Genomic DNA, 12174 nt, shown 5'->3' with positions numbered 1-12174 from the left:
TTTCAGGAGGCGTGAGCTTCGCGGGTCTGTAGGACGTGGATTGCCTTGGCGAGGTGTCCGACTCGGTGCGGGCAGCAGCGGAGTTTTCGCAGGATCCGCCAGCATTTGAGCTGCGCGTTTGCGCGTTCGCCGGGCCCGCGCAGGCGAGCGTGGGAACGGTTGGCGTCCTTCTGCGGCTCCGGCTTGTCCTTGCCCTTGTACGGGGTGAGCAGCGGTTCGTCCGCGCCGTTGTAGCCCTTATCGGCCAGTACCAGCAGCCCAGCGGTCTCCAGCGCGCGCAAGATGCCCCAGATGCGCGCGGCCTTCAGATCGTGGGTAGCGCCGGGCAGCGCGCCCGACACCCACACGACGGTCCCGTCCGGGGCCGCTATGACCTGCAGATTCATGCCGTGCTTCTTGTGCTTTCCGGAGTAGAACGGCCGGTCGGCGGCAACCCGGTCGATCGGAATGAGGGTGCCGTCCAGCACCAGGTAAAGCAGCCCGTCCTCGGTGGCCTTGCGCAGCGCCTGGGCGAGCTTGGGCGAGCGTGCGGCCAGCAGCTCGACGGTCTCGTTGACATACCGCCAGGCCGTCGTGGTCGACACCCCGAACCCGGCACCGAGCTCGGCGAACGTCTCACCTTTGCGCAGGTAGACCAGCACCATCAGCGCCTGGCTGCCCGGCGGCAGCGCCCTGGCCTTGCCGCCCAGGCCGGTGCGGTGCCGGCGGACCACTCCGGTCACGTACTTCAGGGTCGAACGCGACAACGGCAGCGAAGCACGATACAACAGCATGCGAAGCCTCTGGTCGGGGTGGAGGTTGTGGTGATCACCTCTCCTACCAGGGGCTTCGCCATGTTCAGGCATGACACACCGCCCGCGATCACGGCGTGATCAGCGGCCTCCCCGCCGCAAGCGAAAAAGGCTCACTGCGTGTATGCCACCCGCATCACCCTGGCCGAACAGCCTCCGCCTGGCAACTGGTCGATTCGCGCTCGCCGCCGCTAACGACGCTGACCAGCAACTACCTCAGCCTGTGACCCGTTCTGCCGTATTCCGGTGGCACCATCCGGGCCTCGCGCCCACCGGACAAGGTCCGACAAAGTGGACAAATTATAAAAATGTTCTCGACATGCATCGATAGGGGTGAGGTTGTCAACCTTCTCCCGGGTTGCATAGATTTTCGCCCGGCATCAAGAACGAACCTGAGTATCTGGATTACGCATTGCCGGACTTCGGTCGGTACGGCATAGTTGTGGATCCCGCAGTGAGGCGACGTGCCCAGGTTGCCACTGCGAGACACAGGTGTCATCGATTGTCTTGAGGGGGCATCCCCCACCCGCCGACCAGTCGGGAGCCCTTTCTGCCCGCGTTCACGAGAGAGGCGACATGCGGCCGTCACGATCTTCGGCAAGGAGGTTCCGCGAACGGACGCATCCGGCCGCGCGAACTATGCCACGGAAAGAGAGGCCCGGAAGGTCGACTGCGGTCGTTGGATCGATGGATCGAGCTGAGTCAGCTTCGCCCCCACCTCTGTGGTACCCGCCAAGGACGCATGCGCTGTGATCCGAGTCGTCTACGGCGGCAGGGATCGCCAGACGCCTGAAGCGTTACCTCGATCGCCGATGACTGATCGCGATGCCAGGCCACCGCTTGGAGTGCGGGGCATCTCGAGATGAATCACTGTGCGAGCCTCGCGAATAGGAAAGAGGCCGCCTCCCAGCACTGGGGAAACAGTTCACGGGGAGACGGCCGCCTCCTGTCCGCTCACTTCCATGAAAGGAATGCCGAGCAACAGCATGTATGACTGTACTCAACAAGGCGCGGCTGCTGGCTCCATCATACCCGCCGGTAGCGCCTGGCCCCCATCGAGGGTGGTACTTGCGGCGTTGAGCGACGCCGTCGGCTCTATGGGCTTGACAGGAATCAGCGGCCGGAACTGCGAGATCGCCTGCGCAACCGCAACTCTCCGGCCGTCGACTGCGGCCGGAATCGGCAATGTCGCCGCTGACGCAGGTGCCAACGCCATCGGCAATATCGCAGGATTTGTCGCTGGAGTCAGTGCCTTGGTCGTGGGCGTCATGATCGCCGTACACCTCGCCAGAGCGGTCGTGGATGCATGGCGCGCACACCGCAATCAAAGCCGCCTCAACGACAACGTGCGATTTTCGGAGTTGCTGCTGGAGGCGCTGCCCTGGCGGCGAGGACCGCAAGCCCCTTCGTCGCGGGCGCAACCGGATGAACCGACGAGCAGGACGGAACGGAGGCGCGCGGGCGGTCAACGATAGCTGACGCCGAGCCGAAAAGGTGCGATGTGTCTGGGCTTTGTCCAGCTTCAAAGCCCAGGCACATCGCACCTACAAGATCTCGTCGATCCTCGACCTGACTTCGCTTGGGCCGTCGCAACCCTCCGGCGGCGAGAACCGGTACCGTTCATGGCTGACCTTAGGGAATGACACATGATACACCTAGGCTACTCCGTCCAAGTGCAGATCCCGCGCTGCACATGTGCCGCACCAGATTGTCACCGCTGGCCGACATTCGAATTACGGATAGAACCGAATCAAGAACTTGGGCTGACCGGCCGAGGAGAGGGCGAGCAATCGTGCGGGGTCCACCTCGCCGAGGTCACACTGCTGCTCGCCCGCCAGATCGCATCGGCCGACGGCTCGCAGAACCGGATCAGTATTTACGCCGTATCTCCAAGCCATGCACCGGATGGAGATCGTTCAGACAGTCCATCGCCACGCCACCACCTCGGATCTTTACTGATAGTTGGAAGTTGAGCGGTGACCATCCGATCGCAGCGTCGTTGCCGGTGCCATGGCCGCAACCCATGTCAACGCAGTCCCGCTCAACGTTCCCCGAAGCTAGGGACGAGCCCTTCTGCGACTTGTGACCGATTGCCCTCGGCAGCTATACCCACCGATACTGGAGCCATAGGCTTCGGCATGCGGGCAGTGTGGATGAAGGCGAGGACGGCAATGGTATTTCAGCTAGGTTTGTTCTCTCCCAACACCGAATCCGGCCTGGCGATCACCACCGTGCCCGAACGGTGGCGAGCGACCTGGGACAACAATCTGCGTCTGGGACGGTTGGCCGATGAGGTCGGCATCGACTTCCTGTTGCCTGTCGCTCGGTGGACCGATTGGGGCCCGCACACCGACTTCCACCACAGTGTTCTAGACCCGCTGACATGGGCTACCGGACTGCTGGCCCATACACGCCGGCTTCGGATCTTCACCACCGTGCACACCGCCTTCCACCACCCCGTGGTCGCAGCCAAGCAATTGGCCACCGCCGACCACGTCAGCGGCGGACGAGTCGGCCTCAACATCGTCGCAGGCTGGCACGCACCTGAGTATCAGATGCTCGGTCTTTCCCTGCCCGACGATCACGACAGCCGCTATGCTCTGGCACAGGAATGGTGGGACATCGTCAAACGGATCTGGTCCAGCGCTGAACCCTTCGATCACGACGGCCGCTTCTTCCAGCTCAAACGCGTGATCGGAAATCCCAAACCCTATAACGGCCACAGTATCCCCATCATTAACGCCGGGTCCTCCCCTCAAGGGCGTTCCTTCGCCGCCCGCAACGCCGACCGCGCCTTCACCGTCGTCGGCGGCCCTCAAGACGGTGCCGCTGTCGTTACCGCAATCCGTGAAGAGGCCGCCACCCAAGGACGGACGGTCGGCGTGTACACCCTGGGCCACGTGGTCTGCCGTCCCACCCGCCGACAGGCTGAGGAGTTCCTGGCCTACTACTCCGATGAGCACGCCGACTGGCCGGCCGTCGACGAGGTGATGCGGCTCCAAGGCCTGCACGCACAATCGTTCACTCCCCAGATGTTGCAGACCTACCGAGGCCGCTTCGCCGCCGGACACGGCAGCTGCCCTCTGGTCGGTGACCCCGACGACGTCGCTGACCAGATCGCGGCCTTCGCCGCCGCCGGTTTCGACGGCATCGCCCTGTCCTTTCTGAACTACACCGACGACCTCGGCTACTTCGCGGCCGAGGTCATGCCCAGACTCCAAACCCGCCGTATCCACACCGGCCCTGACATCGCCTCATCACCATGACTCGATCTCACAGCAGCGAAGTGTCCGAAGGCATCCAGGCCGCCCCCGCAGCCCAGCTGAGCACGGCGGGCCTGCTGGGCTCACCAGCACCAACGCCGATCCCGCCGTTGTCGAATCATCGTCGAATCGCTAGCACGGACATCACCGAACTCCACGATGAGGTGGAACCCTTCGCCGTTGGCCACGACCTCCAGCCTCTGGAGCCTCAAGCACCGTTGGACGGCATTGTCAATGCCGCTACCGTCGGCGCGGTCAGTCTGGTGTGGGTGCGCTACGGAGGGGGCGGCGTCATCGTGGACACCCCGCCGACCGAGGGCGAGTTCGCCATGTGCGCACCGATGGCGCCAATGGGAGTCGAGTATCGACGCCGCAAAACCCACGACGTCGCTGACATCAGCCTGGTCCTTTCCCACGACGAGGCGATGCGCATGACACCACATCCGGAGCACGGGTGCCTGGTCATCGCTACCAGCACCGGACGTCTGTCGGACTACCTCACCGCCTATCTGGAAGATGAGCCCGGCCAGCCTCTGCGTTTTCACAGCTCGGGCCAGCCAGGTCTGGCGCCGTCGCGGATCGTCGAACAAACCTGGCGGCATGTCTGCGGCGTACTCGATCAAGCCGCAACCGGCGCCCTCCACCCGCTGGCAGCCCGCAGCCTGGAAGAATCCCTGCTCACCGCCATCCTGCTCTGCCTACCGCACACCGCCACAGGTCAGCTCGCCCGAGCACCGCGCCGCGCCCCACATCACCTGGCGGATATCATCCGCGACTGGGTCGATGCCAACTATCACCGGCCAATCGGTGTCAGCGACATGGCTGCGGCCGCCGGCATCGGCATCCGCCAACTCCAAGTCATCTGCCGCGACCGATGGGGCGTGACTCCAACCCAACTCCTGCGCGGAGTCCGCCTCGACCATGCGCGCGACGCCCTGCGGCAGGCACGCCCAGGCCCGGACACCATCAGCCGCATCGCCGCCGAGGCCGGCTACCTGCACCTGAGCCGCTTCGGCGCACACTACCGCCAGCGCTTTGGGGAGTCTCCCACTCAGACCCTCAAACTCAACTGGCCGCGGCCCTGACCAACGACGGCCAGGAGTAAAGCGGCCGCCCGGCAGGGCGAGGCTGAGGCGTGGTTGCTGGAGGACGTGGAGGGCTCGGAATCTCCCTGGGGCAACTGGTCTCGTGCTCACCGGCCTGGACGGTTATCTGGAGCCGCCCGAGGGGCATTGCGGTTCCGTCCGGGTGCACGACGGGCACCGGTGGCTGGGTCCTGCCGGGAGTTCACCCGCATCGTGCCACCCGAGCGGGTGGCACGCCCGCTCGTTCTGCGGGGGTTCGCCCAGAGTGATCGGTTGTGGGCGGCGCTGATGAAGGGCACCCGGCGGGCGCTGGATTTGGAGGAGGTCGCACTGAAGATATGGGATCACCGGGGCGAGTTGCTCACCGTTCGTTGGTGGTGGACCAAGGTCAGTGCCTGGCCCGGGGCAGGGCTGATCGACCTTGAGCTTGACCGGGGCCAGTTCGAACCCGTCCCCGAACACGCGCGGTCGATCTGGGAGCGCTGGTTCACCGGTCCGCCGGACACCCTGGGCACCTGGGCCGGCCTCGACACCCGGCATCGCAAAGTCTGGCTCGACCTCGTCCGAGAGCGAGGCTGCTGGCGCACCCACCGAGCCCGGCCGACTGGGCATGCCTACGAACTCGACGGTCGGTCCAACAATGACGAGCCGGGCCTCTACCTGGCGCTTGCTGAGGCGGTGAACGGGCCGAGCGGCTACTTCGGCGCCGACCTGGACGCCCTCGACGACTGCCTGGGCGGCTCGTTCGGCTACACCGGCCCCGCAACTCTGCTCTGGCGGGACGCGGAGACCGCACGCGAGCACCTGTCCAAAGCCCTGAGCCCGAGGGCTGGCCCTTCGACGTGTTCGTCGAGGTCCTCGATGTTCTGGCTAAGGGCCGCATGCACGTCACCCTCGCGTGACCAGCGATCCGCCACCGCGGTACCGCTACACCCTGGTCCAGAGATGTCGTTCTTCGACGACATCTGCGAGGGTCTCCCAATCAGCCGTCTTGAGCGCTCACTGGCCAACTTAGGTCGGTGGCTTGGTGCCTTGTTGTCGAGTGCCAGGGGCGGGAGCGGTGGAGGGATGCTTGATCGTTTGCCTGGGCGTGACCTCGCCGATCGGGATGGCGCCGTCGGGAGGGAAGTCGTGGGTGGAGACGACGACGGGGTGACTGCCCTGGTGCTTCGCGGCGAGCAGGGTTCGAGTCAGGTGCCGCAGGGTTGCTGTCATGTCGTCCACGAGCATCTTGTAGTCGGCCGGATCTCGGTCTCGAGGGTCGATGACGTGGGTGAGCTCCAGTGCGCGCATGGCGGTGAAGATCTGGCTGAGACCGTTGATGTCGCGTTCTAGGTGCTGGGAGAGGTTGAGGTCATCCTCTGTCTGGTCGTCGTGGTTCACGTGGTTGGCGACCTTTCTTCCCGGTCGTGGTCAGGGTTGGGCTCTGCGTAGTGGAGCCGGGGCAGGTGAGAGGCCATGTCGTGGGGTTGGTGATCTGATGGATCGGCCGTCCGAGAGCAGTTCTTTGATGGAGCATGGGAAGTCGCTGATGGTGTGTGCGGTGGGCCGGGAGGAACTGGCGGAGCGGCGCACGATCAAGGAGATCCCGGCTGTGGTGGCTGGTGTCTGGGCGGTGATCTGGAGGAGGGCGGCTCCGAGTTCCATGACGGCGGTTCGGCCGAGATGTTGGAGTTGCTCGTAGCGGGCGAGTAGCTGGTGTGCGACGACAGGGGTGCGGTGGTTGTGGGCTGGCGAGCCGCGCGCGCGTGAACGCAGGCTGCCGAGCGCGGCGATGTCGTTGACCGCTGCGTAGTGTTGGTCGGTGATGATCAGGCTTGCTTCTACGGCCTTCAGTAGCGCCGTGCCAGTCAGGCTTGCCTCGGTGGGGTCGGCGGCCAGTCGGTGAAGTGGGCGGACTCGCCTGGTCGATCTGTGTCCGGGTGTCCATTCGGAGTCGTCGAAGGTGAGTCGTCCGATTCTGATGATCAGGTCGCTCGCGTCGACGGCTGGGCCGGTGGAAGGCGGGTCGGCGTGGGGGCTGAGTTCGGCCCATGTGCGGACTGTGGGCCGCCAGTACTGGGTCAAGTTGCTGAGGGGCTTGGTCGCGGCTTGCAGTTTTATGGCGGCTTCGGTTTCGCCGAGCTCGTTGAGGCGGAGTGCGAGTCGGTGAGCCAGGCGATCGCTGATGTGGCAGGTGATGGCGGCTGTGTGGGTCAGATAGCGCCAGGTGGTGACGGTTTGCGTGGCTTCGGCGGCGCGCAGTCGGCGCGTGCTGGCGTCGATGCCAGCAGCAGTCTCGGTGAGGGTTTCGCAGCCCGTGGGCCCCAGCCGATCTGGTACCCGGTTCAGGGCTAGTGCGCTGGCTGGTGTGGCGTTGGCGTTCCCGAACACTTGAGAGATGAGTGCGGCCTTCAGGAGTGCTCGTCCGGCTGGGTGTTGAGCTGGTCCGGCTCGCAGGGCGAGATGACCTGCCGCAGCGGCATGCGTACTGGTCGTGTGCATCAGCCAGCGGGCAGTATCGCCTGCAGCTACGACCGAGGCGTTGTCGGTCGTGGTGGGGGAGTTCTTCGGTGATTCAGGGATGTGGGAGGTGAGTAGGTCGAGGCCGCAGCCCAGGGCCAGGGTCGTGGCGCGGACGCAGTCGGCGAGGCTCGGATGGTCGGGTTCCGCTGTGCGGTCGGGGTGGTCCTGGAGATGGGAGCTCAGGTGTTGTTGTGCCTGGTTGAGGAGGTCGCTCGTGTGTCGGGTGGCGGTCCGGAGGCCGGGCTGGTCATCGCGGGTGTGGAATCCGGTGGCGGCCTGGTCGGTGTAGCGCAGGAGAACGCGGGTCAGGCGGTGGAGTTGTAGGAGCGTGGTCGGGTGTTGTGCGGCTTGGGCGATGCCCGGCTCGTTCAGCATCTTCAGCAGGCGGTCTCGGTGAGCGTCCGCCACTGAGAGCAGGTCCCCGAAGGTGGCCACGGGGCGGTTACCGCAGGGCGTCGCGGAGCCGGGCGCAGTGCAGCGCGGCGGTCAGGCAGGCGAGTGTGTCATCGACGTCGCTTGCGATGTCAGCCGCCCGCAAGAGGGTTCGCTCGGTGGTGGTGGCCACCGAGCGCAGGCGCATTGCCAACGATCCGGTGGCCGGGCTCGTGGTCGATTGGTCGTCTTGGGGCACTGAGGATTCGGCGGGCAACGAGGGGGCTCTGCGGACGGCGTCGCGGGCCAGTGTTGCCTCGCATTGGGCAGATCCCCAGCTCAGGTAGCCCTCGGCGGAGGCGAGCAGTGGGGAGATCGCTGAGACGGCTTGGGTGAGGTCGCGGTGCGCCGTTTCGAGTAGGTCGGCGATCTGGGGCTGTCTGAATGTGCGTTGGCGGGTCATGTGCTGCCCTCCTGATCAGGCATGCTGGGATGTTGTTATTGCTCGTGATGGGGCTCGGTTCTCTGTGGCGTGAAGTCGGGGGAGGGCGTCGGGCTTGGGGGAGCTTGAAACGACCTCGGCGATGTCGTGAGGGAAGTCGAGTGCGGCCAGCCGTGAGGACGTCTTGGTGGAGTCGTTCGTTGATGGTGAGAGGGCCGCTGCGACGTCGTTGTTGTGGATGTTCGCTCGTGCCCCCTGGCTTGTGGTGTCTGCCCAGGGCTCTGTGGCGATGCGGTCTGCCAGGCCGGGGCCGAGGACTGCCAGGAGTTGATGCCTGGGAGTTCCGCTCCAGGAGCTCAGGGCGTCCAGGAGTTTGCCGCACTCCTGCCGGGTGATGGCGTCGGCTCCGGTGCGGGGGCTACGGATCGCCAGCTTGAGAAGCATCTTGTCCGCTTGGTCGGCGCGCATCACCTCGCCCAGCCGCGTTGTCACGGTTGGGAACGGTGGTGCCGGCTCGAGGTGGACGCTCTGTTCCATCAGGAGGTACGCGCGGCCAGGGATCTCGACGATGAAGGTCGGCTCGTCACCAGGTTCGCACTGAAAGCCGGTAATGGTGCCGCATGCGCCGCCTGGTCGGCGCAGCTTGACCTCGTCGCCTGGATGGAACCGTTGAGTTTCGGCGATCTCGTCGGCGTGTGCGGCTCGGCCTGCCTTCGCTGCTTCGGTGAAGTCGATGCCGAGTGCGTCGGCGTAATGCTCGAGGTCGCAAAGGAGGGAACCGAGCAGCGCTTTGGCGTCTTCGCTGTCGCCGGAGAGATTGGAGGGCTGGCCTGGGAAGGTGACCAGTTCGTAGATGGCAATGGCCCTCGCCGCATTGGTGACGCGGCGGATGGTGGCCGGATCGGTGGCCTCGCTGTTGGTCACGCGTCGGACTCCTTGCTGCTGGAGCCCAGTCCGTTCGGCCGCGACAGTGCTTCGTGGATGCGTACTGCGTGGGAGGCGGCGATCAGGCAGGCGGTGCGGTCGGCCTGCGCGATGGACTGAGCTGCGACCCCGTGAAGAGCGTCGGTCACGACATGGACCAGGTCGCGTAGTGCGACGGCCAGTTCGTGGGGTGCGACATAGTCGGCGTCTGGGTCGTCCGGCCAGGCCAGCGAGGGCGCATGTGACAGTGCCCACCACGCGTGTGTGGCTTCGGTGAGCGCGGACCGATAGGCATCGACGGCTTCCTCAGGCGCGTTCTCCAGCAGGACGGTGGCAGCTCGTTCGGTCAGTTCTAGGCCGACGAACGCTGCGGTGATCAGCGCGGGTATCCGGTTGGCGGATTGGATCTGCCGTGTCACGTACGCGATGTAGTCGAACAAGGGCGACCTCCTTAGGGAGGGGGAAGGCATCCTCGGAGTCTTGAGCAACTTCGGTCGTTGCCATCTACTAAAGTTGCTGACTCCTAGTCTGATTGCCGAAGAGCAGGCCGTCAACTAAAAGCAACAAACTTCGAGCTGACTGTTTTCGAGTGCTCAGGAGTCGTGTGATCGAACGGACGCCTTGGGCAAGTTGAGCAGGGCTGTGTGCAGAGCTGCCCCGGTCAGGGCTGCGGAGCGGCAGCAGATCTCGTCGACCGGGTTCGTGGCGTCTTCGGCTGTGCTCACCAGGGCCAGCGCCAAGGCGCTCGACAGCTCGGTGAGCATGTCGATGGTGCAAGAGACCGCCGGAGACGGCAGCTCTAGATCGCGTGCCGGTGGGGACCACACCACGGGCTGACGCGAGGGAGCGCGGGCCAGCAGCTTGCGCGTTGTGCCGCAGTGACGGCGGATGGCGGTCCAGTCCGGTGAAGGGTCCAGCAGTTGCAGTAACGCCAGTTCGCGAAGACCTGCGTCCGTTACTTGCAGGGCGTGATCGATGAGAGCGAGCCGCCATGGCATCGACACGGGGGCGGAGAGGTCCTCGATGGTGCGGTCGATGGTCTCCGGCAGCATGGTTCTCCTGAATTGTGGGATGAGGGTCGTGCAGGAAGCGGTGACGCTTCGCGCTGAATGCCAGCCGTCAGCGGTGGTTCTTGGGGTTTGCGGCAGGTCGATCGCGAGATGGTGATGGGGCGGCCGGATGGTTGGCGTTATGAGGTTCGGCAGCACCGGCAGTGTGCAGAGACACCGGGAAGTCCTTGGCCGCGAGCTGGGCCGGAGCAGTGGCGTCCTGTGAGGTCGTTGGCATCTCTGGGTCTGGACCGGACGCACGGAGCTTGGCGTTCACGCGTGGCCGTAGCAGCCTGGAGATCTGGGCGGGGCCGAGGCCGGTCCAGTCGCAGAGAGCGGTGATCAGGACTCGATGGTCGCGGATGTCCTGGAGTCGGAGCGTCGAGCCTGGCGCGTCGCTCAGCTCGATGCGCAAGGTCGTGTCCACCAAGGCGGCCTCGGCATCGAGCATGGTGGTGACGGGGCCAGCGAGAGTCGGCACCTGAGGGAATGGTGGTGCCGACCGCAGCGCATCGGGGGGGATCTGGTGGCTGTTCACCTCGCCTAGGAACGCCACGTGATAGATCGTCTGGCCGCCTTCAGGCTGCGTGAGGTAGCCGGTTACCTGTCCCTTTGTCGCTCGGCCTGTCGCCTCACGTTCGGCTGCGCGCGTTCCGGTGACTTGGACGGTGGACGAGATCACGAACTCGCCGGGTCCGAGGCGTTCGTCGGCGTATCCGAGCCGGGCGTCCTTGAGTGCACCCTCGAAGTCAACGCCCCGGCTCTCGGCGTAGTGCATCAGGTCGGCGAGCAGGAACGAGAGTCCTTCGCTCGCGTCGTCGGTGCTGGTGCGATGGTCGAGATCGTCGTAGTTCCGCTGGTAGTGGTCCATGACGGCGGCACCGTGGCTCGCCAGCACCGCCGGATCGGTGAAGATCGCGTCATCGTCATCAGGCATGCGCCCTCCATGAAGGAGCGAAGGAAAGCTGGGATCGGGTGCCCGCGAGCCCATGGGGGCGCGCAGAGGGAGTGCAGGACTAGCGCCGCGAGGTGTTGCTACTGGTCGTCACTCGAGCCTTGGACCGTGTTGGTAGGCGCCGGAGGATTAGGACGACATGCCGCATGATCTGCGGCCGCCTGTGATGGCTTGCCGCTGTTGTGGTCCATGGGTGCGTTCGCGAGATCGCTGTGTGGGCCGTCGCTCCACCAGCCAGGCGGGGCGGGCTGGGTGATGGCCTGATGCGGTTCTAGGTGCTGGTGTTCCGTGCACTGGTAGAAGGGACCGCGGGCGCCAAGGAGGATGGGAAGCTGGTGGTCCAGATGGTCGCGGTGCCAGAGGCCTATGCCGGTGGCGCCCTGGAGACGCATGGCCTCCCACGCGTACCAGAGCGCTGTTAGACGGGAGATCGCTTCGGCGTGCTGCCACCACTGGCTGCACCAGCGGAACTCGCCGCCCAACGTGCGGCGATACATCAGCACGAAGTGGCCGGTCACCCAGGCTTCGACTGAGGGGAAGCAGGGCTGGGGCTCGTCGGGGGCCTCCTCCGGAGCGTCCTGAACCTCATCGCGGGATGCGCTGGTGCCGATGACGGCGACGGAGCTACCCGAGACGCTCGTGCTGGTGATGTCGGCTTTTGGTCGCTCAGCAGCGATGGAGTCGATGTCGTCGGTGACGGTGGGCTTCGAGGCGTGACGGGATGTGGGCTGAGACATGAGGCTGGATCTCCACTGATGAGACGTTCATGGTCTGGGGCGTCCCTTCTT

Annotated in this window: 11 protein-coding genes and 1 pseudogene; 3 read left to right on the top strand and 9 right to left on the bottom strand. The window is 65.3% G+C overall.

From position 1 onward, the window contains the following. Positions 1-2 precede the first annotated feature (2 nt). Positions 3-773 carry a transposase family protein gene (locus tag ACGFNU_RS44205; RefSeq protein WP_392602656.1) on the bottom strand — a complete coding sequence of 257 codons (771 nt, stop codon included), beginning with the start codon at positions 771-773 and terminating at the stop codon, positions 3-5. A 2171-nt stretch (positions 774-2944) separates the two neighbouring features. Between ACGFNU_RS44205 and ACGFNU_RS44200 the strand changes: the two genes are divergently transcribed. The 3 genes and pseudogenes from ACGFNU_RS44200 to ACGFNU_RS44190 form a co-directional block, all read left to right on the top strand. Next, positions 2945-4057, top strand: coding sequence for an LLM class flavin-dependent oxidoreductase (locus tag ACGFNU_RS44200; protein WP_392602655.1), 1113 nt, complete (start codon positions 2945-2947; stop codon positions 4055-4057). Between the two features lie 20 nt (positions 4058-4077). Then, positions 4078-5139, top strand: a complete 1062-nt coding sequence (locus ACGFNU_RS44195) for an AraC family transcriptional regulator (RefSeq protein WP_392602654.1) — start codon at positions 4078-4080, stop codon at positions 5137-5139. 288 nt (positions 5140-5427) lie between these two features. Then, positions 5428-5943: pseudogene (locus ACGFNU_RS44190) on the top strand (barstar family protein); the annotation flags it as partial. A 207-nt stretch (positions 5944-6150) separates the two neighbouring features. Here the strand turns inward: ACGFNU_RS44190 and ACGFNU_RS44185 are convergent. The 8 genes from ACGFNU_RS44185 to ACGFNU_RS44150 all read right to left on the bottom strand — a co-directional run bounded on the left by ACGFNU_RS44185 (position 6151) and on the right by ACGFNU_RS44150 (position 12123). Next, entirely contained in the window at positions 6151-6522 is a 372-nt protein-coding gene (locus ACGFNU_RS44185; RefSeq protein ID WP_392602750.1) for a hypothetical protein, read from the bottom strand. Between the two features lie 30 nt (positions 6523-6552). Beyond that, on the bottom strand, positions 6553-8079 hold the full coding sequence (locus tag ACGFNU_RS44180; RefSeq protein ID WP_392602653.1) for a hypothetical protein: 1527 nt from the start codon (positions 8077-8079) through the stop codon (positions 6553-6555). A gap of 7 nt (positions 8080-8086) precedes the next feature. Beyond that, positions 8087-8479 (bottom strand): hypothetical protein, encoded by a 393-nt coding sequence (locus ACGFNU_RS44175; protein WP_392602652.1) that lies wholly within the window; start codon positions 8477-8479, stop codon positions 8087-8089. A 15-nt stretch (positions 8480-8494) separates the two neighbouring features. Next, positions 8495-9382 (bottom strand): hypothetical protein, encoded by an 888-nt coding sequence (locus ACGFNU_RS44170; RefSeq protein ID WP_392602651.1) that lies wholly within the window; start codon positions 9380-9382, stop codon positions 8495-8497. After that, the gene (locus ACGFNU_RS44165) at positions 9379-9822 is read right to left on the bottom strand and encodes a hypothetical protein (protein WP_392602650.1); all 444 of its coding nucleotides are present in this window, start codon (positions 9820-9822) and stop codon (positions 9379-9381) included. Before ACGFNU_RS44165 ends, ACGFNU_RS44170 begins: the two co-directional genes overlap by 4 nt. A 153-nt stretch (positions 9823-9975) precedes the next feature. Next, positions 9976-10434, bottom strand: coding sequence for a hypothetical protein (locus tag ACGFNU_RS44160; RefSeq protein WP_392602649.1), 459 nt, complete (start codon positions 10432-10434; stop codon positions 9976-9978). A gap of 67 nt (positions 10435-10501) precedes the next feature. Further along, positions 10502-11368 (bottom strand): hypothetical protein, encoded by an 867-nt coding sequence (locus ACGFNU_RS44155; RefSeq protein WP_392602648.1) that lies wholly within the window; start codon positions 11366-11368, stop codon positions 10502-10504. Positions 11369-11466: 98 nt separating this feature from the next. Continuing rightward, complete coding sequence (locus tag ACGFNU_RS44150) at positions 11467-12123, bottom strand: DUF4913 domain-containing protein (protein ID WP_392602647.1); 657 nt, start codon at positions 12121-12123, stop codon at positions 11467-11469. Positions 12124-12174: the final 51 nt, after the last annotated feature.

It is taken from the genome of Spirillospora sp. NPDC048911, assembly GCF_043198015.1.
In the GTDB taxonomy this organism is placed as follows: Bacteria; Actinomycetota; Actinomycetes; order Streptosporangiales; family Streptosporangiaceae; genus Spirillospora.
This window is presented reverse-complemented; position numbering and strand designations above follow the sequence as displayed.

Bases quoted from the DNA above. Each gene is read 5' to 3' on its own strand.
- ACGFNU_RS44205 (WP_392602656.1), bottom strand. From the start codon at position 773: ATGCTGTTGTATCGTGCTTCGCTGCCGTTGTCGCGTTCGACCCTGAAG.
- ACGFNU_RS44150 (WP_392602647.1), bottom strand. From the start codon at position 12,123: ATGTCTCAGCCCACATCCCGTCACGCCTCGAAGCCCACCGTCACCGAC.
- ACGFNU_RS44160 (WP_392602649.1), bottom strand. From the start codon at position 10,434: ATGCTGCCGGAGACCATCGACCGCACCATCGAGGACCTCTCCGCCCCC.
- ACGFNU_RS44175 (WP_392602652.1), bottom strand. From the start codon at position 8,479: ATGACCCGCCAACGCACATTCAGACAGCCCCAGATCGCCGACCTACTC.
- ACGFNU_RS44200 (WP_392602655.1), top strand. From the start codon at position 2,945: ATGAAGGCGAGGACGGCAATGGTATTTCAGCTAGGTTTGTTCTCTCCC.
- ACGFNU_RS44155 (WP_392602648.1), bottom strand. From the start codon at position 11,368: ATGCCTGATGACGATGACGCGATCTTCACCGATCCGGCGGTGCTGGCG.